Below are 22,046 nucleotides of genomic sequence, written 5' to 3'. Positions count from 1 at the left end.
ATATGCCCAAGCCATTCCTAGCGTTGGCACTTCGCCTTGGTCTGAGAGGAGGAGGCGTTGCCAACTGAACGGGAGTGGGCCAGTGTCATCTGGCTCGTCGCGATCGTCGCGACGTTCGTACTCGTGCCGAAGCTCCGGCATCACATGGGCCCATCCGTTCGCGCGGTCGTAGAGTCCGCCCTCAAGCCCCGCATCCTGCTGGTGTTCGGCATGCTCCTCGCGTGGTCGGCGTTGTGCGTGCTCGTCGGCTGGTGGGTCGGCCTGTGGAATCTCGCGCTGCTGAAGGACACCCTCATCATCGTGTTCGCCTTCGGGTTCCCGATGCTCTTTCATTCGATCTCGATGTCGTCCGGCGGTGCCTTGCTCAAGCGGGTCGTTCTGGACTCGGTCGGCGCAACCGCACTGCTGGCCTTCTACCTGAACCTCGCGTCATTTCCACTGTGGGCCGAACTTGCGATCCAACCACTAGTAACCCTCGTGGCGCTGCTCTGCTTCACCGCCGCGAGGCAGGAGAGTTCGAGGAGGCTGGTGCCGTTCTTCGTCGTGCTGTTGGCGCTGGCCGTTCTGGGCTCCTTCGCATGGACAACTACCTCCCTCATCTCGGACTGGGATCACATCGATTGGATCGGGATGCGGGACGCATTCCTCCTGACGCTCTGGCTCCCGCTGCTGCTCATCCCCTACTTCTACGTCGTCGCGTTCTCGGCGCACGCCGAAAGCGCGCTGAGCCGATTGCGCTTCCGCGCCAACGAGCGCATGCCGCTGCGCGTGCACTTCGCGTTCATCCTCGGGCTACGGTTCAGCGTCGAACTCGCCGCGAAGTTCACGGGGCGATACAAGGGCTTGTCGAGGGAGCGCACGTTCCGGGGGGCGTGGCGATACATGCGGCGCTTCCGCGAAGATGTTGCGGCACGCGAGCAGGGGCAAGCCGAGCAAGCGGAAACTCTCGAACGACTTTCGGGCGTTGCCGGAACCTTCGATGACGGAGCGCAACTTGACCGTCGAGAGTACGGCGTCACGAAGGACCGCCTTCGCTACATCGCGGTCACCCAGATGGGGCGTTACGACGGAAACGGAGGACGCTACTGGGACGACCTCACCGACATGATGGTCAACGCAGAGCGTCACGGACTCCCCCAGGATCACGGTTTCACGACTGAGACCTCCGCAGACGGACAGCGCTGGCGAACTTGGAGGCGCATGCCGAATGGCTCATACCTCGCGATGGGAGCCGCTTCTGGCGAGGGCGACTTCTTCTTCGCCGGACCCGAAGCCCCTACGACGTGGCCGGGCGAGAGTCCCGAGTGGGTGAGCGATCTGCGCGATCCTGTGTTGCCGCCGGACTGGGAGCGCTCCGACGACCGTGTTCATTGATCAGAGCCGGACCTGACCGGGATTAGCCACCTACTCACGCGCGCGTGGACCACTATGGCGAATACGGCGAATCCTCGCGTGCACGCGCGCGTGGACCACGACGGAAAGTATGGAAATTGCGTCGCGTCAGGCGAACCGGTCGCGCATCCAGAGCCGGATTCGGACGCCGCAGATGCCGTGATCGAAGCACTTCTCGCCCGGCTTCCCGTGCTCGGGGCACGGCCGCTGGATCGCGCCCGGGATGACGCGACTGTGGTCGAGGTCGACGAGCACGCGGGCCCTGCTTCGCTGATCGAGCCCGCGGGGCACCGAGTTCACGACTCGCTCCCTCCGACGAGACGCCCCAGCAGATCGGCGAGGCCATCGTCGTTCGACCCATGCCCCTCAAGCAGTCGTCTCACGGCAGCGGGGTTCAGGTGTGCCCACGGCTGCCGGTTCGGCTTCGTTCGCCCGGTGACGGCCCAGCCGACTACGCCGAGCAGTTCGAGGTCGCCGGCCATGTTCGCGCCCCGGAGACGGCCGTCGGGATCGACGTGCGCTAGAAGCGCGGTCTGAACCGGGGAGCCGGTCGGCAGTGGATCGTCGAACGCGCGCTGGCACGGCTGGCAGAGGTTTACGACGAGCACCCTCGGACCGGAGCCGCCGAGCATGCTGGGATGCAGTCGATACTCGACCCACGGCCGGGCCGGTCTCGGCGCAGAGATCGAGCCGATGCCGCAGGCCCCGCAAGCGCCGGTCGGCGAGACGTGGTCGACCGGCGGCAGGGACCACGCGAGCCATTCGGCGGCCGCGCGGCGGAGATCAGCGAGGCCGTCGGCACCGATCCACTCCCACGGGGAATCCGCACACGACGTGCGCAGCGCACCCTCCTCGACGACGGGTGCGAACCTCGACGACCACCGCCGAGCGACCGGGCTGAGGACGCTGATCGCCCGGCGCATCCCTTCGGCGCTCAGGTGCGTCGGCAGGGGCTGGCCGACGGCCGCAAGGACGTCGAGAGCGAGTGAGAGCCGGTGCACGCCGATGGATGGGCTACCGATCTGGCGCTGCACCGCCGGTTGCGTCCACAGCAGGCCGTCGGCGAGCCGGTGCCGCTCGGTGCAGTCAGGGCAGGTGCGGAACGTGATCGTTCCCTCGTGCAGCACGATCCTGCGCGTGCGGTCGACGATCTGCGAGTCGAACTCGACGAGTTCACCCGAACTGACTCCCACACCGCAGACCGCGCACGGACGCTCCTCGGGGTTCAGCGCGCGAACGCCGAAGGGCCTCACATGTGAAGCCAGCAGTTCTGCCTCGGCGGTGTTCGGGTCAGTCATGATCTACTCTCCATCCACTCGATGACGGTGGCCTCGTCGGGTTCGACGAGCCACTGGGCGTCGCTCGCCACGAACACCGCTGGGCAGGCCGGGTCGTGCGGCACGTGCAGGGTGATGGGCACCTCGGCCCACGAGGTCGGGTGCTGCTCGGGCTCGTAGTGCAGGACTGCGACCGCGTCGCAGTGCGCGCACCGGCCCACGAGGTTCGCGAGGACGTACGCGTAGTACCTCGCCTGAACCTCGACGGGCGCATCCGTGCGGAGGAGCCGGACGCACGTGCTCACCCGGGCGAGACGGAAGAGGCCGAAGCCGGGCGGCACGTCCGCGGTTCTATCGAGGAACACCCGATGCGGAGACCGGAACGCCCACGCCTGCGCCAGCGCCTCGAACACTTCGCCGCGATCGTCCGCGCGGTTCACGAGTCACCCCGCTCGTGCGTCGGCTCGGAGAAGTCCACCGGTCTCGGTGTCGGGTCGGCGCGGTCGAGGCGCTGCACGTGCCCGCACCAGGAGCACGCCCGCCATCCCGTCTCGGGGTGCGGTCGGGACCACCGGTGCTCGCACTGGCCGGGCCTCGGCGGCTGGTTCCGGTGCGTGTCGGTCATCTCGTCCTCCTCGCTCGGCCACCGATGTGCCTCGAATCGGCCCCAGATGCCCGTTTCCCGCGTTCGGGAGGCGTTTCCGAGGGTCGTGGTCGATCCGGGCTCCCCCGGAGCCTCGGAGAGCGCCATTAGGCCACCTCCGGGCGCTGACCGCAGTCGGTGCACCATCCGCTCGCTGCGATCCGCCCGTGCGTGCAGATCGGCGTGGGCTCGGCCGGGTGGTTCGCCCGCCATGCGTGTGCTTCGCTCAGCAGGAGTGTGATGTCCGGGTGTCGGTTGCCGTGCTTGGAACGCCGGTTGGCCTTGAACCATCGGCTCATCCGATCGCTGCCCTCGTCCCGGGTCAAGGTTCCCGAGCCGAGGAGGCCGAGCACGGCCACGACGTCCTCGTCGTCGAGGAGGCCGCGGTCCTCCATCTCGCGGAGGGTCTGCGTCATGTAGCGGCGACGCTCGCCCCGGAGGTCGAAGCCGTCGGACTCGGAGTTATCCACAGCCTCGCGGTCGGCATCGCTACGTACGTTGTTCTCGTTAAGAGGGCTCTCTTTTCTGTCGTGCCAATCTGGCGCGAGGGGTCGTGCCAGATTGGCGTGAGGGGTCGTGCCAATCTGGCCTGAGGTCAACTTCGCAGGAGGACGATCGAGGTCGGTCCACGGCGTGTAGACGTTCTCCCAGCCGGTCGAGGTCATCCGTTTCGACACCTCGGTGAGCCCATGATCACGAAGCCAGCGGATCGCCCTCGCGACGCCCCGAGCGGAGATCAGGGCGTCGGCCGCGATCTCGTCGTACGACAGCCCCTCCGGTGTCTCTCCCGTCGTCAGGCTGCGCCGGTCGAGCAGCACCACGTACACGGCGAGGGGCGTCGGCGGCACGAGCCCGCGACGCCACGTCGGCACCTGCGTGTGATTCCACGCCATCAGCCCGCCTCCCGGCGGGCTGCCGCGTGCTGCATCTGCGTGCTCGCCCATCCTCGGCCGCGATCTCGTCGAGGAGTCGGCACCGACGAACCCCGAGCGCCGATCTCAGGCGTCTCCGCGACGAAATCGGGTCCGAGGATGGTCGAGCCTGCTGATACGCTCCGAACGCCTGCTGTCATGACGAGTAGTTGCTGCTGCTGGCTCTGGCTGAGAGGTGGCGCGTCGGCGAGGACCCGGTCAAGGATCGCCCGCGCCGCCTCATCGGGCGGCTCGATCATTCGGGGACGACCTTGCTCTGCAGCATCGCGGCAAGCCGGTCGGCATCCTCCTGTCGGAGGCCGGGCTGCCACAGGAGGACGTCCTCGATGCGCGCGGCGCACATGTCGAGGTTTCTCGCACGGATGATCTCAGGCGCGTAGTTGAGACGAATCGCTCGGGCGTAGTTCGCTCCGGCGGTCTGGGTGAGCGTAGGCAAGGTGTGGCCACTTTCGAGTAGTGGGCCTGCCGATTTCCGCGGCCTCCGAAGCGGAGGTCCGCGTGCCTTTCCCGCAGAACCGGGATGTTCAGTTGAGGGTGCGTGAGAACTCGGTTGGTATCGAATCCGATGCTATCGGTTGGCACCACCGGAATGAAACCCCGAAACTACCTGCTGATCAGGGAGTATGCCTTGGGCATATCAACCGCGTGGGGGTGGCGGGCATCCCGCCACGTCCGCCCGAACACAGACGACCCCCGGCACACTGCCGGGGGTCGTCGAGGAGGTCGGTCGGCTCAGGCCAGCCACTCGATGCCGGTGCACGCCTCGGCATGAGCCAGACGTCCCGCGAGGTCGCGAGGAGGCCGCGACCCCTTCCCCGGTGAGTGCACCGTCACCGTCATCAGCGACTCGGTCACCGCCCGGCGCTCGTCGATCGTCATGCCCTCCCAGAACGTCGCCGCCGCCGCCCACCGGTCCGACCAGTCCGCACCAGCCGCCTCGGTCGCCTCAATCAGCCCGCGCGCCGCCGTCGACTTCCCAACATCCTGCATACTGGCCTCCAACTCGCCGATCCGCTGCCGGACATCCCGCAGCGCGCTCGTCGCCCGCGCCAGCGTCGTGAGCCCCTTCCCCACGAGGTTCAGCAGGTTCGTCTCGGCCTCCTGCGCCGCCCGGAGTTCGTCACGGGTGCGGTGGAGGTCCGGTGCGTCCGACCGGTGCAGCAGGGCGGTGACATCCGGCTGGCTCATCCGCCCGATGATCAGGTGGGCGACGAGTTCGTCGACGCCGTCGCGCTTCCGGCTGAGGTGCGTCGACTCGCTGCACCGGTACGTGTCGCTGCCGTCCTTCGTACGGCCACCCTTCACCGTTGCCCCACAGACGCCGCACCGCGCGATGCCCGAGAGCAGCGTCTTCGGAGGCGCGCCCGGGCCGGTCCGCCGCCCGGGCACCGTCAGGAGCACCCTCGCTGCCGTCCACTCGTCCACACTGACGATCGGCTCCCACGAGCCCGGGAGGAACGCGTCGATCGGCTGGTCGAGGACGTGCCCGGCCGATGACGCCGCCGGGTCTCGGGGAGGCGCGATCAGGCCCGCCGGGCGCGGGCTCGCGATCACGTTCCGCACCGCCCCCGCGGTCCACGGCTGCCCGTCAGTCGTCGTCAAGCCGTCGGCGTTCCACCGGCGCGCGATGGCGACGAGCGACGCCCCGGCGAACAGCATCGCGTAGCCGCGGACGATCGCCTCGGCCTCCTTCACGATCGGCTCGTGACCGAAGTCAGGCCACTCCCGGCCGTGCTCGTCGAGACGGGTCGCCGTGGTCCCGCCCGCACCGGGCCGGACCCGGGTGTAGCCGAACGCACGCCGACCGTTCGCAGGCAGGCCCCGGGTCCGCCTGAACTCGTTCGCCCGCCTCTGCCGTTCCGACTTCCTCGCCACCTCGAACCGCGCGAGACCGGCAGCCATCGTCGCCCGGAACTCGCCGTCGGCCGTCGTGAGGTCGATCTCCCCGTCGACCGTGACCACACGGACGCCGGTCGCGAGCAACGGCACGAGATCGCCGATCGACCGCAGGAGGCGGTCCTGGTCGACTGCGATGACGACGTCGAATCGCTTCGCCGTGGCGTCCTCAAGGAGGCGGTGCCATGCGGTGCCCGGACCGCGCGGCTTCGACGCGCTCTTGCCATCGTCAACGAAGCGGTCAACGATGTCCCAGCCGCGCAGGTCTGCAAGTGAGGTGCACCGGACGATCTGCCGGTCGACGCCCTCGGCGTTCGACAGCGACTGCCTCGCGTACAGGGCGGTGCGGGTCATCGGGCTTCCTCTCGGTCGGCCTCCACGATGTCGAGGATCACGACGTCGGGGCGGTGCTGGAACTCGGCGAGGACCGCCTGCTCAACGGTGTCGAGGTCGGCTACGACCTCGATCTCCTCGACGTGCTGCTCAGTCCGCACAAGGGCGGTGAAGGTACGGTTGGTCACGATCGACTCCAATCCAGTCGGTCACTGCGCTCCCGGGATGGCCGTCCCGGGAGCGCTTCTTGTTGTCTCCCTTGAATTTTAGTGCGAGTTACGTCCTATTTCGATTTCGGTGTCGCCTGGACCCTCGCGGACCTCGCCGGGAGCACCACGCCGAGCGCCGAGCACGTCGGTCGCGCCATGTTCTTCAAGTCGGGAGTCACGTCATGAGCGCCACGCTCCGCACCGTCGCCGCACACTCCTCCGCGATCGACGCCGTCCGCGACGGCCGCGCGCCCGACGACGAGGAGCGCCGCGCCGAGGCCGCCGCCCGCGCGGCGCTCGGATTCCTCTCCGAGCCGGGCGACGGCGTGCTCGGACACCTCGTCGCCTCCGTCGGGGCACCCGCGGTGCTCGACCTCGTCGTCGGGGGCGCCGCGCCCGCCGAGTTCGCCGCCGCCCTCCGCGCGTCGGGCGAGCCGCTCGCCGAGTCGTCGATCGAGCACGGGCTGCAGCGCTGGCGCCCGCGCGTCGACGCCGGGGCGTTCGTGCGCTCGCTCGAGCAGGCGGCCCGCGTCGGCGCGCGTCTCCTGCTGCCCGGCGACGCGGAGTGGCCGACCGGCGTCGACGATCTCGGCGCGCACGCCCCGCTCGCCCTCTGGGTGCGCGGCCGCGCCGGCGCCCTCGCCGGTGCGCAGCCGACGATCTCGCTCGTCGGGGCGCGCGCGGCGAGCGGCTACGGCGAGCACGTGACGGCCGACGCCTCGGCCGGCCTCGTCGATCGCGGGTTCCTCATCGTCTCCGGCGGCGCCTACGGCATCGACGGCACCGCCCACCGCGCGGCGCTCGCGAGCGACGGCACGACGGTCGCGTTCCTCGCCGGCGGCATCGACCGGTTCTATCCTGCGGGCCACGAGTCGTTGCTCACCCGCATCGCCCAGTCGGGCGCGATCTTCTCGGAGGTGCCCTGCGGCACCGCCCCGTCCAAGTGGCGCTTCCTCCAACGGAACCGGCTCATCGCGGCCGCCGGCGAGGCGACGGTCGTGATCGAGGCCGGGCTCCGGTCGGGCTCGTTGAACACCGCGACCCACGCGACGCAGCTCGGCCGCCCGCTCGGCGCAGTGCCCGGGCCGGTGACGAGCCCGTCGTCGGCCGGATGCCACCGGCTGATGCGGGAGCGCGATGCCACGTGCGTCGTCGACGCGGCGCAGATGGCCGAGCTTGCCTCCGGCATGGGCTTCGGCATCCACGGTGGGGCGGCGGGCCGCCCGCCGGCCGCGGCACCGGCGTCGCCCGAGCCCTCGCCCGACGCCGTCCGGCTGCTCGACGCCCTCAGCTCGAGGAGCGCTCGCTCGGTCGACGAGCTCGCCCGACGCAGCGGCATGGCGCCCGGCCTGGTGATGTCGACGCTCGCGGAACTCGAGGTCGATCGCCGAGCGGTCCGCGACGTCGACGGCGACTGGAAGCGCCGAGCGCGGCGTCGATGACCGACCAGGGAGTGCCGCACCGGCGCCCAGCCCCACCACCCGATCGACGTGCCGTGCCGACGGCTACTCGTCGAGCGCGAGCTCCTTCGGCAGCTCGAACTCGCGAGCCGCCAGCTCCTCGACGTTGACGTCCTTGAAGGTCAGCACCCGCACGGCCTTCACGAAGCGGTCGGCACGGTAGACGTCCCAGACCCAGACGTCCTTCATCGTCAGCTCGAAGTAGAAGTCGTGCTCGGTGTCACGGCGCACGAGTTCGACCTCGTTCGCGAGATAGAACCGTCGCTCGGTCTCGACCACGAACTTGAACTGCGAGACGATGTCTCGGTACTCGCGGTACAGGGCCAACTCGACCTCGCGGTCGTAGTCTTCGAACTCGTCTTCATCCATCGTGGTTCATCCTACGCCGAGGTCGAACAGGGCCGGCGCCTCGGGCACCCGCTCATGCAGCCAGGTGCGCCGATGCAGTGCGTTCGGGCCGTGCTCGTCGATCGCGGCGAAGTGCGCGCGACTCGAGTAGCCCTTGTTCTCGTCCCACGAGTAGAGCGGGGTGTCGGCGTGTGCGCGACGCATCCCGCCGTCTCGGTGCACTTTCGCGAGCACCGAGGCCGCCGCCACCGAGGCGCAGTCGCGGTCGGCCTTGATCCGGGTGCGCACGGCGACCCGCCGCTCGATGGCGGGGCTCAGCCAGTCGTGGTTGCCGTCGAGGATGAGCGGCGAACCGGCCACCGCATCGGCGAGCGACGTGCCGGGGGCGAGCGCGGCGAACGCGCGGGCGCCGGCAAGCCCCAGGCACGCCATGATGCCGAGCTCGTCGATCTCGGCCGCCGATGCCTCGCCCACCGCCCAGGCGCGCACCCACGCGCCGGCCCGCGGCGCCATCGCGTCGCGACGCGGCTCGCTCATGAGCTTCGAATCGCGCAGGCCCGCCGGCATCCGCCGCACGGCGGGGTCGATGACGACGAGGCCGATGGTCACGGGGCCGGCGAGCGCGCCGCGGCCGACCTCGTCGCAGGCGAGCACGAACGGCGCCCCCTCGTCGAAGAGCTCGCGCTCGGCGCGGAGGTTCGGGATCGCCTGCCCGGCCATCACCCTTCGCCTTCGTCGACGCCCTCGAAGACGGTCGGGTAGTTGTCGAGCCACGCCCAGTGCGAGATCGGCCAGCTGACGACGAACGCCCGGCCGACGACGTTGTCGATCGGCACGAAGCCCTTGAGCGGCGTGTCGCCGTTGTAGCGCGAGTCCTTGGAGTTGCCGCGGTTGTCGCCCATCACCCAGAGCGCCCCCTCGGGCACGGTCTCGTCGAAGTCGACCTCCGAGACCTTGGTCTCGCCCGGCGGCAGGGCGACATAGGCCGACTCGTCGAGCGGCACGCCGTTCACGCTCATCTGGCCCAGGGCGTTGCAGCAGGTGACGTGGTCGCCCGGCAGGCCGATGACGCGCTTGACGAGGTGATCGTTCGAGTCGGGCGCCGAGAGCCCCACGAAGGCGGTGAACCAGTCGATCGCGGCGACGAGCGGCGGCTGCGGCTCCTCGACGCGGGCCGGCAGCCAGCCTCCCGGATCCTTGAAGACCACGACGTCGCCCCGCGAGATCGGCGTGACCTCGGGAACCAGCTGGTTCACGATGATGCGATCGTCCTTCACGAGCGTCATCTCCATCGACTGCGATGGGATGAAGAACGACCGGATGAGGAACGTCTTGATGAGGAACGAAACGAGCACCGCCACCACGAAGATGACGAGCAGGTCCCTCAGGAAGAGGAGTACCCCGCGCTGCCTGCCGCGTGCCGATGCCGAACCAGCGCGATCTTCGCGCATGGTGGTGTCTTCTGTCATTTAACCGCCCGAGCTCCCCACCAGTCTATTGGTGGGGAGCTCGGTCGGAGTTCGCGGACGACCGCGATTCGCGCAGACGATCAGGCGTCGCGCTTCTCCTTGATCTTGGCCTTCTTGCCACGGAGCTTGCGCAGGTAGTAGAGCTTCGCGCGACGGACGTCACCGCGGGTGACGACCTCGATGTGGTCGATGACCGGCGAGTGCACCGGGAACTTGCGCTCGACGCCGACCTGGAAGCTGACCTTGCGGACCGTGAAGGTCTCGCGCACGCCTTCGCCCGAGCGGCCGATGACGACGCCCTGGAAGACCTGGATGCGCGAGCGGGTGCCTTCGATGATGTTCACGTGCACCTTGACGGTGTCGCCGGGGCGGAAGTCGGGGATGTCCGACCGCAGGCTCGCGGCGTCGACATGGTCGAGAATGTGCATGATGTTCGCTCTCTGCGCCCGCCACCGGTCGAACGCGGATCTTGAATGGAAAGTGTCTGGTGCCGCCTCGCACGGAAGACCGTGCGTCGCATGCTCCCCGGAGGCAGAGTCGTCGGCGGGATCGCTCCCGCAGCGGCACAATCCTCTATTGTGCCATGCCGGGTGCCCGGCAGGCAAAGCGGCCAGCCTCGCCCCGCGGACGCCCCGGCGTCGCCGACGCAGGCCTCAGTCGCGCACCTCGTGGATGATGATCACGTCGTCGTCGCCGTCGTCGAACGGCGGACGGCGCGTGCCCGGGGCATCCTGTCGCGGCATGCCGCCCTGCTGCTCGGCCGCGAGTCGCTCGAACTCGGCCATCGAGGCGTTCATGCGCTTCGCGCCGTCCTTCACGAGCTGCCAGAGCGAGACCCAGAAGGCGGCGATCGCCGCGATGATCGCGAGGATGCCGAAGAACGTCGCTCCGGCGGTGTAGAAGCCGGTCGCGATGAGGGCTGCGTGCCAGGCGCCGATCACGCCGACGTCCGTCCACGAGACGGCCCGTTCGCTCCGCACCGTCGGTCGCGCGTTCACGAGGAGCGCGACGACGCCGAGCGCGAGGAAGGCGACGGGCACCACGATCACGAGCCCGAGGGTGCCCCAGCCGCCCGATCCGAAGATCGCCCAGCCCACGAGGAGCCACACCGGCAGTGCGACGATCGCGATGAACTGCCAGCGGTAGAAGAGGCGCCGGATGAGCATGAGGCCAGCGTAATCCGCCCCGGCTGCGAGCGCGCCGGGTGTTCACTCAGGGCGGAGGCGACAGAATGGTCTCGGAGAGGATGAGCGTGATCGAACTGAGGACCCCCGCCGAGCTCGAGGAGATGCGGCCCGCCGGCCGCTTCGTGGCCAGCGTGATCGAGGCGACGTCGAAGGCCGCGGCCGTCGGCGTCAACCTGCTCGAGCTCGACGCGCTCGCGCACGAGATGATCCGCAAGGCGGGCGCGGAGAGCTGCTACATCGACTACCACCCGTCGTTCGGCGCGAGCCCGTTCGGCAAGGTCATCTGCACCTCGGTGAACGACGCGGTGCTGCACGGACTCCCCCGCGACTACACGCTGCGCGACGGCGACCTGCTGAGCCTCGACTTCGCGGCCTCGCTGAACGGCTGGGTCTCCGACTCGGCGATCTCGATCGTCGTCGGCACCCCCCGCGACGAGGACCTGCGCCTCATCGACACGACGCAGCGCGCACTCGACGCGGGCATCGCCGCCGCACGACCGGGCAACCGCATCGGCGACATCTCGCGCGCCATCGCCGATGTGGCGAAGGCCGACGGCTACTCGATCAACACCGACTTCGGCGGGCACGGCGTCGGGCGCACCATGCACGGCGACCCGCACATCCCCAACAACGGCCGGCCCGGCCGCGGGCTGCCGCTGAAGCCCGGCCTCGTCGTGGCGATCGAGCCGTGGTTCCTCCAGACCACCGACGAGATCTTCACCGACCCCGACGGCTGGACGCTGCGCAGCGCCGACGGCTCGCGCGGCGCGCACTCCGAGCACACGATCGCCATCACCGACGGCGACCCGATCGTGCTCACGCAGCGCGGCTGACCGCGCCGAGGCGGCTCAGCGGTCGAGCTCGACCTCGATCATGCCGCCGACGATCCGCGTGCGGTAGGTGCGGAGCGCGAGCGTCGCGTCGGTGAAGCACTCGCCGGTGCCGAGGTCGTAGACCTCCTTGTGCAGCGGCGAGGCGATGGTGGGGCGCTCGCCCCGCGATCCCACGATGCCGCGCGCCATGACGGGCGCCCCGGTGTGGGGGTCGAGGTGGTCGACGGCATAGACCTCGTCGGCCCGCAGCCGCACGAGCGCGATCTGACGGTCGCCGTGCAGCGCGACCTCGCCCCACCCGGGTTCGAGCTCGTCGAGGTCGCAGGCCGTGAGCCAGGTGGTCGTCGTGGCGGTGGCGGTCGACGTCATGCGGATCCTCCAGGGTCGTGCCGGGCGCTCCCGCCCGGCGAGGCATGCGCTCGACGCTAACGGCGGATCGTTTCGGCCGGCCGGTCGCGGTGTTTCGGCCCCGTGAAGACCGCCTCACATCCGACGACGGCCGCAGTGCGTCCGACGCGCATCTCGGTTACCCCGCCGAAACAGCCCCGAAACGACGCGCTCCTACGCTCGCCTCATCCGATCCGGGGAGGCAGCATGACCGAGCACCGCCGCAGCGCCGACGTGCGCGACGTCCTCATCGTCGGCGGCGGCCCCGCCGCGCAGCGACTCGCCGACAGCCTGCACGCCCGCGACGCGGGCCGCACCCTGCGCGTCACGGTGGTCGGCGAGGAGCCGCACGCGCCTTACGACCGGGTCGCCCTCAGCACGCGTCTCGCCGACGGTGCGGTCGACCTCGCGCTCCAGCCGAGCAGCATGTGGGAGGACGGGCACGTCGAGCTCGTGGTCGGCGAGCGCGTCGTCTCGATCGACCCCGACGCGAGCTCCGCGACGACGTCGAGCGGGCGGCGACTGCACTGGGACGAGCTCGTGCTCGCGACCGGCTCGAGCGCACCGGTGCCCGAGCTCCCCGGTTCCGAGCACGCCCGCGTCTACCGCACGATCGAGGACGTCGACGCGCTCGTCGCGGAGACGGCGGCGATCGCGACGGAGCGCGGCAGGCCGGCCCGGGCGGTCGTGGCCGGCGGCGGCCTCCTCGGGCTCGAGGCGGCCGGCGGCCTCGCGGCGCTCGGCGCCGACGCCGCCGTCGTGCACTCGGGCGGCTGGCTCATGTCGGCCCAGCTCGACGAGGGCGCGGGGCGGGCGCTCGGCCGGATCATCGCGGGCCAGGGCATCGGCCTGCACCTCGGGGTCCGGCCGACCGCCCTCGTCGTCGACGGCGATGCGGTGGTGGGCGTCGAGCTCGCGAACGGGCGCCGCATCGACTGCGACCTCGTCGTCTTCGCGATCGGCATCAGCCCGCGCGACGAGCTCGCCCGCGAGCTCGGCCTCGAGCTGGGGCCGCGCGGCGGCGTCGCGATCGACTCGGCCTGCGCGACGTCGCTGCCGAACGTGCACGCGATCGGCGAGGTCGCGAGCTTCGAGGGCCGCTGCACGGGGCTCGTCGCCCCGGCGAACGCGATGGCCGAGGTCGTCGCCGACCGCCTGCTCGGCGGCGCGGCCGAGTTCACGACGGTCGACGACGCGACGAAGCTGAAGCTCTCGGGCGTCGACGTCGCCAGCTTCGGCGATGCGCTCGCCCGCACCGAGCACGCACTCGAGATCGTCTACGCCGACCCGGCCCGCGGGCTCTACCAGAAGCTCGTCATGACGGGCGACGCGAAGACGCTCCTCGGCGGGATCTTCGTCGGCGACGCCTCGCCGTACTCCAGCCTGCGCCCGCTCGTCGGCACCGAGCTCTCGAGCGAGCCGGCCGCGTACCTCTCGGCGTCGGGGGTCGAGCCGCCCGCGGGCGACGAGCTCCCGTCCGCCGCGCTCGTCTGCGCGTGCAACAACGTGACGGCGGGGACGATCCGCGACGCGATCGCGGGCGACGGGCACGCCGAGGGCTGCACGGAGCTCGGCGCACTGAAGACGTGCACCCGCGCGGGCACCCAGTGCGGCTCGTGCGTCCCGCTCGTGAAGAAGCTCCTCGAGGGCGAGCTGAAGAAGTCGGGCGTCGCCCTCTCGCGGGCCCTCTGCGAGCACTTCGAGCTCTCGCGCCAGGAGCTGTTCGAGTCGATCCGCGTCATCGGGCTGACCTCGTTCGACGAGATCGTCGAGCGTCTCGGCACGGGTCGCGGCTGCGACATCTGCAAGCCGGTGGTCGCCTCGATCCTCGCCACGCAGCACGGTTCCTACATCCTCGACGGCGGCCGAGGCGGCCTCCAGGACACGAACGACCGTGCCATGGCGAACATGCAGAAGGACGGCACCTACTCGGTCGTGCCGCGGATCCCGGCGGGCGAGATCACGCCCGAGAAGCTCGCGGTCATCGCCGCGGTCGCGCAGGAGTTCGGCCTGTACACGAAGATCACGGGCGGCCAGCGCATCGACCTGTTCGGCGCCCGCCTCGACCAGCTGCCCGACATCTGGAAGCAGCTCGTCGACGCCGGCTTCGAGTCGGGCCAGGCGTACGGCAAGGCCCTCCGCAACGTGAAGAGCTGCGTCGGGTCGACCTGGTGCCGCTACGGCGTGCAGGACTCGGTCGCGATGGCGGTGCGGCTCGAGCTCCGGTACCGGGGACTGCGGTCGCCGCACAAACTGAAGTTCGGCGTCTCGGGCTGCGCCCGCGAGTGCGCCGAGGCGCGCGGCAAGGACGTCGGCGTCATCGCGACGGATCAGGGGTGGAACCTCTACGTCGGCGGCAACGGCGGATTCCAGCCGGCGCACGCGCAGCTGCTCGCGAGCGACCTCGACGACGAGACGCTCATCCGCTACATCGACCGGTACCTGATGTACTACATCCGCACCGCCGACCGCCTCCAGCGCACCGCGCGCTGGATGGAGGACCTCGAGGGCGGCCTCGACCACGTGCGCGAGGTCGTCGTGGACGACCGCCTCGGCCTCGCGGCGGAGCTCGAGGCGGCCGTCGCGACCCACGTCGACCACTACGAGGACGAGTGGGCGGCGACGCTCGCCGACCCCGAGCGGCTGCGCCGGTTCCGCTCCTTCGTGAACGCCCCGCACACTCCCGACCCCTCGATCGCGCGGGTCGCCGAGCGCGAGCAGTTCCGGCCCGCGACGGCCGAGGAGCGCGCGGACGGACGGACGGTCCTGATCGCCGGGTCGACCATTCCGACGCGGGAGGCGCTCGGATGAGCGGGCGCGTCACGCTCGTGGGCGGCGGCCCCGGCGCGGTCGACCTGCTCACGGTGCGCGCGGCGCGCGCCCTCGCCGAGGCCGACGTGGTGCTCGTCGACCGGCTCGCGCCCCACGAGGACCTCGCCGCCCTCGCCCCGCGCGCGGAGATCGTCGACGTCGGCAAGACGCCGGGCCATCACGCCGTGCCGCAGCGCGAGATCGAGGCGATGCTCGTGCGGTACGCGGCATCCGGCGCCCACGTGGTGCGCCTGAAGGGCGGCGACCCGTACGTGCTCGGCCGGGGCGGCGAGGAGGTGCTCGCCTGCCACGCGGCGGGGATCCCCGTCGAGGTCGTCCCGGGCGTCACGAGCGCGATCGCCGTGCCCGCCGCCGCCGGGATCCCGGTCACGCACCGCGAGGTGAGCCGCCTCTTCACGGTCGTCTCGGGGCACGCCCCGCTGAGCGACGAGGAGCTCGCCCACCTCGCCGGGCTCGGCGGCACGATCGTCGTGCTCATGGGCATCGCGACCCTGCCCTCGCTCGTCGCCGGGCTCGCCAGGCACGGCCTCCCGGCGGAGCATCCGGTCGCGGTCGTCGAACGCGGCTTCAGCGCCGGGCAGCGCACCACGATCGGCACGCTCGCCGACATCGTCGCGACGGCCGCCCGGGCGCGCGTCGCCTCGCCCGCGGTGGTCGTCGTCGGCGAGGTCGTGCGCCTCGCGCACGACGGCGAGGCGTCGGCGAGCGAGCTGATGGCCCGGGCGTCGGCGATGTCGGTGATCGCATGACGGATGCCACGGGGTGCCCGCCCGGCTTCCGCCCGGACCAGCTGGCGGGGTTCCGCATCGGCGTCACGAGCGACCGGCGCTCTGCCGACCTCATCGACGCCTTCGCCCGTCGCGGCGCCCAGGTGCTGCACGCGCCCACGCTCCGGATGGCGAACGCCGCGAGCGACGATCCCGTCATCGCCGACACTCGGGCGATCATCGCCGCCCGGCCCGACGTGCTGCTCGCGACGACCGCCTACGGGGTGCGTCGCTGGTTCGAGGTCGCCGACGCGGCGGGGCTCGGCGAGGACCTCGTCGAGGCCCTGCAGTCGACCGCGATCCTCGTGCGCGGGCCGAAGGCGCGCGGCGGCATCAGGGCCGCGGGGCTGAACGACGTCGGCATGAGCGTCGAGGAGACGACGGAGTCGCTCATCGACGAGGTGCTCGACCACCACCCGCCCGGGCTCACGGTCGCGGTGCAGCTGCACGGGTTCCTCCAGGCGCACCAGCTCGATCGCCTGCGCGCGGCCCACGCACGGGTGCTCACCGTCGAGCCCTACCGCTGGGTGGAGACCGACGCCGACGACGATCGGGTCGACCGGCTGATCGACGCCGCCTGCTCGGGCGGACTCGACGCCGTCACCTTCACGAGCGCGCCCGCCGTGCACGCGCTCTTCGGCGCGGCCGAGGCCCGCGGTCGCTACGACGAGCTCGTCGATGCGATGTGCGGGCCCGTCGTGGCGGCCGCCGTCGGCCCTGTGACCGCGGCGCCGCTCCTCGACGCCGGGATCGTGCCGATCCAGCCCGAGCGGTTCCGCATGGGCGCCCTGATCCGCCTCGTCTGCGAGCACCTCGAGCAGTCCCGGGTGCTCCGGCTCGAGACCCGGCACGGCGAGCTCGCCCTGCGCGGGGCGATGCTCGAGATCGACGACCGGCGGGTGCCCCTGGCTCCCGTCGCGCTCGCCCTGCTGCGCGCGCTCGTACTCGCCCACGGCGCCGTCGTCGCCCGCGACCGGCTCGCCTCCGGCCTGCCGGGCACGGGCGACCCGCACGCCCTCGAGGTCGCGCTCAGCCGGCTGCGGCAGACCATCGGGGTGCCGGGGCTCATCGCGACCGTGGTCAAGCGCGGGTACCGGATCGATGTCTGAGCCTCGCCTCACACCCAGACGGGCATCGGGTGAGCACCTCGAGACCGGGCGTTCACGGGCGGCACGATCGGCTGAAACACCGGCTCCGTAGCGTCGGCCGCACGAGTTCCGCGCACGAACGACCGCACCGGAGGCACCGATGACCGACACCGTCAGCACCGAGCAGCACCAACCGCAGTCCGCGCCCACCGCCGCCGCTCCCGCCGGCGCCGCACCCGCGCTCGTGATGCGGCCGGGCCGCTGGATCGACCACTGGGACCCCGAGGACCACGAGCAGTGGCGGACGGACGGCCGTGCGATCGCGCGCCGCAACCTCCGCTGGTCGATCTTCGCCGAGTTCCTCGGCTTCGTGGTCTGGCAGCTGTGGTCGATCGTCGCGGTGACGCTGCCGAAGGCCGGCTTCGAGCTCTCGACCGGCGAGATCTTCTGGCTCATCTCGATCCCGAGCCTCGTCGGCGCGACCCTGCGCATCCCGTACTCGTTCCTCGTGCCGCGGTTCGGCGGCCGCAACTGGACGATCATCTCGGCCGGTCTCCTGCTCGCGCCGGCGATCGCCCTCGCCGTCTGCGTCGGCAACCCCGAGACCCCGTTCGGCGTCCTCCTCGCGGTCGCGGCGCTCGCCGGCTTCGGCGGCGGCAACTTCGCGAGCTCGATGTCGAACATCACGTACTTCTACCCGCAGCGCGAGAAGGGCTGGGCGCTCGGGCTCAACGCCGCGGGCGGCAACCTCGGCGCCGCCGTCGCCCAGTTCGTCGTGCCCGTCGTCATCACGATCGGCGCAGGGGCATCCCTCAACCTGCCGCTCGCCGGCTGGATCTGGGTGCCGTTCATCCTCGTCGCGATGCTCGGCGCCTGGCGCCGAATGGACAACCTCTCGAACGCGAAGGCCGACCTCGCCGGCTCGGCGGCGGCCCTCAAGGAGCCGCACCTCTGGGTGCTGTCGCTGCTCTACATCGGCACCTTCGGCTCGTTCATCGGCTTCGCGAGCGTGTTCCCGAAGCTGATCGTCGACCAGTTCCCCGCCTTCTCGACGATCGAGGTGGGCGGCACCTCGATCGGGCTCGCCTTCCTCGGCGCGCTCGTCGGCTCGCTGGCGCGCCCGTACGGCGGGCGCCTCGCCGACCGCTTCGGCGGTGCGCGCATCACGATGTGCGCATTCGCGGCGATGGCCGCGATCACCCTCGCGGTCGTCCTCGCGCTGCCGGTCACCGGCTTCTGGGGCTTCCTCGGCCTGTTCCTGCTGCTGTTCGCCGCGGCGGGCGCCGGCAACGGCTCGACCTACCGGATGGTGCCGATCGTCTTCGCGCTGCGCGCCTCGGGCGACGAGACGGCCCGCAAGCGCAAGGCGGCCGCGGCGCTCGGCCTCATCTCGGCGATCGGCGCGTACGGCGGCTTCCTGATCCCGCAGGCGCTCAACCTCTCGTTCCAGGCGACGGGCGGCTACGCGGGCGCCTTCCTCGGCTTCGTCGCCGGCTACGCCGTGCTCCTCGTCCTGACCGCCCTCGTCTACGTGCGCCCCGGCCGGGCGCGCGCGCAGCAGATCTGAATCGAGCACGGATGCCACGAGCCTCGGCCGACACCCACTGCCCGTACTGCGCCCTGCAGTGCGCGATGACCCTCGGCGAACCGGATGCCGCGGCGCCGCCCTCGTCGCGGGCGCCGGTGAGCGTCTCCGCCCGCGACTTCCCGACGAACCGCGGGGGGCTGTGCAAGAAGGGGTGGACGTCGGCCGAGCTCCTCGGCAGCACCGCGCGGCTCCGCGTCCCGCTCGTGCGGGGCGCGGACGGCCTGCTCGCGGAGGCGGGCTGGGACGAGGCGCTCGACCTCGTCGCGGGGCGGCTCCGAGGCATCCGCGAACAGCACGGCGCCGATGCGGTCGGCGTCTTCGGCGGCGGCGGCCTCACGAACGAGAAGGCGTACCTGCTCGGCAAGTTCGCCCGGCTCGCCCTGGGCACGAGCCGCATCGACTACAACGGCCGCTACTGCATGTCGTCGGCGGCCGCCGCGGGCAACCGGGCGTTCGGCGTCGACCGCGGCCTGCCGTTCCCCGTCGAGGACCTCGACGGCGCCGACACCGTGCTCCTCCTCGGGTCGAACGTCGCGGCGACGATGCCCCCGTTCATCGGGCACCTCGCGGGCGCGCAGTCGGCCGGAGGACTCGTGGTCGTCGATCCGCGCCGCACGGCGACGGCGCGCCTCACCGACGACGGGCGCGGGCTGCACCTGCAGCCCGCGCCAGGCACCGACCTCGTGCTCCTGCTCGGCCTCATCCACCAGGTCATCGCCGAGGGGCTCGTCGACACCGACTACGTCGACCGCCGCACGCTCGGGTTCGCGGCGCTCCGGCGCTCGGTCGCGAGCTGGTGGCCCGAGCGCGTGCAGTCGGTGACGGGCGTTCCTGCCGCCTCGATCCGCCGGCTCGCCCGGCGCCTCGCCGCGGGCGGGAACACCTTCGTCCTCACGGGGCGGGGCGTCGAGCAGCACGTCGACGGCACCGACACGGCGACGGCGGCGATCAACCTCGCGCTCCTGCTGGGACTGCCCGGGCGGCCGGGCAGCGGCTACGGCACCCTCACGGGGCAGGGCAACGGCCAGGGCGGGCGCGAGCACGGGCAGAAGTGCGACCAGCTGCCCGGCTACCGCAAGATCACCGACCCCGCCGCGCGGGCTCACGTCGCCGCGGTGTGGGGCGTTGCGCCCGAGCGGATCCCCGGGCCCGGGCTGCCCGCGATCGAGCTGCTGCAGTCGCTCGGCAGGGACGGCGGCGTGCGGGCCCTGCTCGTGCACGGCTCGAACCTCGTGGTCTCGTCGCCGAACGTCGCCGCCGTGCGCACGGGCATCGCGGCGCTCGACCTCCTCGTCGTGTGCGACTTCGTGCTCTCGGAGACCGCCGCGCTCGCCGACGTCGTGCTGCCGGTGCGACAGTGGGCCGAGGAGGAGGGCACGATGACCTCGCTCGAGGGGCGCGTGCTGCGACGGCGGCGGGCGATCGAGCCGCCGGACGGCACCCGCGACGAGCTCTGGGTGCTCGCCGAGCTCGCACGCCGGCTCGACTGCCCCGCGACGTTCGACACCGACCCCGAGCGGGTCTTCGAGGAGCTTCGGCTGGCCTCGGAGGGCGGGCTCGCCGACTACTCGGGCATCGACTACGCGATGCTCGATCGCGGGGAGGTCGCGTACTGGCCCTACCCGCGCGGCAGCGCCGGCACGCCACGCCTCTTCGCCGATCGGTTCGCGCACGCCGACGGGCTCGCGCGGCTCGTGACGGTCTCGGTGCGGCCCGCGGTGCTCGAGGGGCCCGGCCCCGATGAGCTCGTGCTCGTGACCGGGCGGCTGCTCGAGCACTACCAGAGCGGGGCCCAGACGCGGCTCGTGCCCGAGCTGCTCGCGGCCGAGCCCGAGCTGCGCGCGTCGATCCATCCGGCGACCGCCGAACGGCTCGGCATCGCCGACGGCGCGATGGTCGAGATCGCCAACGCGGGCGGACGCGTCTGCTGCCGGGCGAAGCTCACGACCGAGGTCAGGGTCGAGGCGGTGTTCCTGCCGTTCCACTTCGGCGACGACCGGGCGGCGAACCTGCTGACGAGCGACCGTGTCGACCCCGTGTCGGCCATGCCCGAGTTCAAGACGAATCGCGTGCGGGTCACCCCCGCAGCCGACCTCGCGACCGGCTCCGCCGGCTCCCCCGCCCGCCGCGCAGAAGCCGGAGCCCCCGCATGACCGCACCGCACCGCATCGTCCTCATCGGCTACGGCCCCGTCGGCGCCCGGTTCGTCGACGGGCTGCTGCCCGCCGTCGCCGACGGCTCGGTCGAGCTGACCGTCGTCGGCGGCGAGCACGTCGAGGCGTACAACCGGGTGCTCGTCGCCGAGTACGCGGTCGGCGGCACCGAGCTCGACTCGATGCTCGTCGGCGATCGCGCGGGCGCCGAGGCGGCGGGCGTCGGCATGCGGCTCGGCGTCGCCGCGCGGTCGATCGACCGCGACGCCCGCACGGTCGAACTCGAGTCGGGCGAGCTGCTCGGCTACGACCGGCTCGTGCTCGCGACGGGCGCCCGCGCGAACGTGCCGACCCTCGACGGCGTCGAACGGCACCGACGCGACCTCGTCTCGCTCGAGAAGTACGCCGGGGCGCTCGTCGGCCGCGACGACGAGCTCCCCGCCGGCATCACGGCCCTGCGCGACCTGGCCGACGCCGAGCGCGTGCTCGCCGCGGTGCGGGCGCGCCATCGGATCATCGTGCTCGGTGCGGGCGTGCTCGGGCTCGAGCTCGCCCTGGCCGCCGCCCATGCGGGCGCCGAGGTCTGCGTCGTGCACCACGGCGGGCACCCGATGCCCCGCAACCTGGATCGCGGCGCCGGCCTCGTGCTCCGGGCGGCACTCCGCCGCACCGGGGTCACGGTCGTCGCGAACTCGCGCGCCGAGGCGGTCGGGTTCCGCGACGACGCCGACGGCACCCGCCGCTTCGACCAGCTCGTCACCGCCGACGGCAAGCAGATCCGCGGCGAGCTGCTCGTGCTCTCGTGCGGCGTCAGCGCCCGGGCGGAGCTCGCAGTCCTGGCGGGCCTGCGCACGGCGGCGGGCATCGTCGTGCACCCGTGGCTCGCCTCCTGGAGCGACCCCGCCGTCTTCGCGATCGGCGACTGCGCCCAGATCGTCGAGCGCACCGAGGAGAACGCGCGCGAGCGCACCCTGCCCGGTGCGCCGGCCGGCCTCATCGGCCCGGGCTGGCGGCAGGCCGACTGGCTCGCGGCGCGATTCACGGCCGAGGCCCGGGCCATGGCTTCCGATGAGGCGGTGGATGCCGCCGGCCACGGCCGCGGGCCCGGGGGCGACGGCGGGGCCCCGCGCCCCGGCCCGCCCGCCCCGGCCACCGGCACCCCCTCCCCCCCCGCCCCCGACCCCCCCCCCCCGCCGCCCGGCGACGCGCCCGAGGGCGGGTACCAGGTCTCCCTGCAGTGGACCGCGCTCAC

The 22,046-nt window shown here is 71.8% G+C and carries 22 protein-coding genes; 9 read left to right on the top strand and 13 right to left on the bottom strand.

Annotation, left to right across the window (positions count from 1 at the left end):
* The first annotated feature begins 57 nt into the window (after positions 1-57).
* The gene (locus tag ACFVSL_RS10455; protein WP_386940799.1) at positions 58-1,374 is read left to right on the top strand and encodes a hypothetical protein; all 1,317 of its coding nucleotides are present in this window, start codon (positions 58-60) and stop codon (positions 1,372-1,374) included.
* 126 nt (positions 1,375-1,500) lie between these two features.
* Here ACFVSL_RS10455 and ACFVSL_RS10450 read toward each other — a convergent pair whose 3' ends face one another.
* The 7 genes from ACFVSL_RS10450 to ACFVSL_RS10420 form a co-directional block, all read right to left on the bottom strand.
* Positions 1,501-1,692 (bottom strand): hypothetical protein, encoded by a 192-nt coding sequence (locus ACFVSL_RS10450; protein ID WP_386940797.1) that lies wholly within the window; start codon positions 1,690-1,692, stop codon positions 1,501-1,503.
* Complete coding sequence (locus tag ACFVSL_RS10445; RefSeq protein WP_386940795.1) at positions 1,689-2,690, bottom strand: hypothetical protein; 1,002 nt, start codon at positions 2,688-2,690, stop codon at positions 1,689-1,691. Before ACFVSL_RS10445 ends, ACFVSL_RS10450 begins: the two co-directional genes overlap by 4 nt.
* Complete coding sequence (locus ACFVSL_RS10440; protein WP_386940793.1) at positions 2,687-3,010, bottom strand: hypothetical protein; 324 nt, start codon at positions 3,008-3,010, stop codon at positions 2,687-2,689. The genes ACFVSL_RS10445 and ACFVSL_RS10440 overlap by 4 nt, the downstream gene beginning before the upstream one ends.
* Positions 3,011-3,419: 409 nt before the next feature.
* A complete protein-coding gene (locus ACFVSL_RS10435) occupies positions 3,420-4,205 on the bottom strand; it encodes a hypothetical protein (protein ID WP_386940791.1) in 786 nt (261 codons plus the stop codon).
* Between the two features lie 274 nt (positions 4,206-4,479).
* Positions 4,480-4,680 (bottom strand): hypothetical protein, encoded by a 201-nt coding sequence (locus ACFVSL_RS10430; RefSeq protein WP_386940789.1) that lies wholly within the window; start codon positions 4,678-4,680, stop codon positions 4,480-4,482.
* A gap of 296 nt (positions 4,681-4,976) precedes the next feature.
* A complete protein-coding gene (locus tag ACFVSL_RS10425; RefSeq protein ID WP_386940787.1) occupies positions 4,977-6,494 on the bottom strand; it encodes a recombinase family protein in 1,518 nt (505 codons plus the stop codon).
* On the bottom strand, positions 6,491-6,661 hold the full coding sequence (locus ACFVSL_RS10420; protein ID WP_386940786.1) for a hypothetical protein: 171 nt from the start codon (positions 6,659-6,661) through the stop codon (positions 6,491-6,493). The genes ACFVSL_RS10425 and ACFVSL_RS10420 overlap by 4 nt, the downstream gene beginning before the upstream one ends.
* Before the next feature lie 203 nt (positions 6,662-6,864).
* On the opposite strand from ACFVSL_RS10420, the gene dprA reads away from it, so the two are divergent.
* Entirely contained in the window at positions 6,865-8,124 is a 1,260-nt protein-coding gene (dprA, locus tag ACFVSL_RS10415) for a DNA-processing protein DprA (protein ID WP_386940784.1), read from the top strand.
* Between the two features lie 63 nt (positions 8,125-8,187).
* On the opposite strand, the gene ACFVSL_RS10410 is transcribed toward dprA, so the two are convergent.
* From ACFVSL_RS10410 to ACFVSL_RS10390, 5 genes are all read right to left on the bottom strand, one after another.
* Positions 8,188-8,511 carry a DUF2469 family protein gene (locus ACFVSL_RS10410; protein WP_386940783.1) on the bottom strand — a complete coding sequence of 108 codons (324 nt, stop codon included), beginning with the start codon at positions 8,509-8,511 and terminating at the stop codon, positions 8,188-8,190.
* A gap of 6 nt (positions 8,512-8,517) precedes the next feature.
* A complete protein-coding gene (locus ACFVSL_RS10405) occupies positions 8,518-9,210 on the bottom strand; it encodes a ribonuclease HII (protein ID WP_386940781.1) in 693 nt (230 codons plus the stop codon).
* Entirely contained in the window at positions 9,210-9,959 is a 750-nt protein-coding gene (gene lepB / locus ACFVSL_RS10400) for a signal peptidase I (protein ID WP_386940780.1), read from the bottom strand. Before lepB ends, ACFVSL_RS10405 begins: the two co-directional genes overlap by 1 nt.
* 80 nt (positions 9,960-10,039) lie before the next feature.
* Positions 10,040-10,387: a 50S ribosomal protein L19 gene (gene rplS, locus ACFVSL_RS10395; protein WP_022887850.1), complete on the bottom strand. Its 348-nt coding sequence runs from the start codon at positions 10,385-10,387 to the stop codon at positions 10,040-10,042.
* A 225-nt stretch (positions 10,388-10,612) separates the two neighbouring features.
* Positions 10,613-11,125 (bottom strand): hypothetical protein, encoded by a 513-nt coding sequence (locus ACFVSL_RS10390; protein WP_386940778.1) that lies wholly within the window; start codon positions 11,123-11,125, stop codon positions 10,613-10,615.
* A gap of 86 nt (positions 11,126-11,211) precedes the next feature.
* Between ACFVSL_RS10390 and map the strand changes: the two genes are divergently transcribed.
* Positions 11,212-11,979, top strand: a complete 768-nt coding sequence (gene map, locus ACFVSL_RS10385) for a type I methionyl aminopeptidase (RefSeq protein WP_386940777.1) — start codon at positions 11,212-11,214, stop codon at positions 11,977-11,979.
* Between the two features lie 15 nt (positions 11,980-11,994).
* Here the strand turns inward: map and nirD are convergent, their stop codons facing one another.
* Entirely contained in the window at positions 11,995-12,348 is a 354-nt protein-coding gene (gene nirD, locus ACFVSL_RS10380; RefSeq protein ID WP_386940775.1) for a nitrite reductase small subunit NirD, read from the bottom strand.
* A gap of 225 nt (positions 12,349-12,573) precedes the next feature.
* Here nirD and nirB point away from each other — a divergent pair, with 225 nt between their 5' ends.
* The 6 genes from nirB to ACFVSL_RS10350 form a co-directional block, all read left to right on the top strand.
* Positions 12,574-15,177 carry a nitrite reductase large subunit NirB gene (gene nirB, locus ACFVSL_RS10375; RefSeq protein ID WP_386940773.1) on the top strand — a complete coding sequence of 868 codons (2,604 nt, stop codon included), beginning with the start codon at positions 12,574-12,576 and terminating at the stop codon, positions 15,175-15,177.
* Positions 15,174-15,947 carry a uroporphyrinogen-III C-methyltransferase gene (gene cobA, locus ACFVSL_RS10370; RefSeq protein ID WP_386940772.1) on the top strand — a complete coding sequence of 258 codons (774 nt, stop codon included), beginning with the start codon at positions 15,174-15,176 and terminating at the stop codon, positions 15,945-15,947. The genes nirB and cobA overlap by 4 nt, the downstream gene beginning before the upstream one ends.
* Positions 15,944-17,074 carry a uroporphyrinogen-III synthase gene (locus tag ACFVSL_RS10365; RefSeq protein ID WP_386940770.1) on the top strand — a complete coding sequence of 377 codons (1,131 nt, stop codon included), beginning with the start codon at positions 15,944-15,946 and terminating at the stop codon, positions 17,072-17,074. Before cobA ends, ACFVSL_RS10365 begins: the two co-directional genes overlap by 4 nt.
* 139 nt (positions 17,075-17,213) lie before the next feature.
* Positions 17,214-18,620: an MFS transporter gene (locus ACFVSL_RS10360; protein WP_386940768.1), complete on the top strand. Its 1,407-nt coding sequence runs from the start codon at positions 17,214-17,216 to the stop codon at positions 18,618-18,620.
* Positions 18,621-18,631: 11 nt separating this feature from the next.
* Positions 18,632-20,794: a molybdopterin oxidoreductase family protein gene (locus tag ACFVSL_RS10355; protein ID WP_386940766.1), complete on the top strand. Its 2,163-nt coding sequence runs from the start codon at positions 18,632-18,634 to the stop codon at positions 20,792-20,794.
* On the top strand, positions 20,791-22,046 hold a 1,256-nt coding region (locus tag ACFVSL_RS10350), incomplete at its 3' end, for an NAD(P)/FAD-dependent oxidoreductase (protein ID WP_386940764.1). The genes ACFVSL_RS10355 and ACFVSL_RS10350, both read left to right, overlap by 4 nt.

Origin of the sequence: Agromyces sp. NPDC058064 (assembly GCF_042885275.1) — a bacterium.
GTDB lineage: Bacteria > Actinomycetota > Actinomycetes > Actinomycetales > Microbacteriaceae > Agromyces.
The sequence above is the reverse complement of the archived record's forward strand: the minus strand, read 5'-3'. Positions and strand labels throughout refer to the sequence as shown.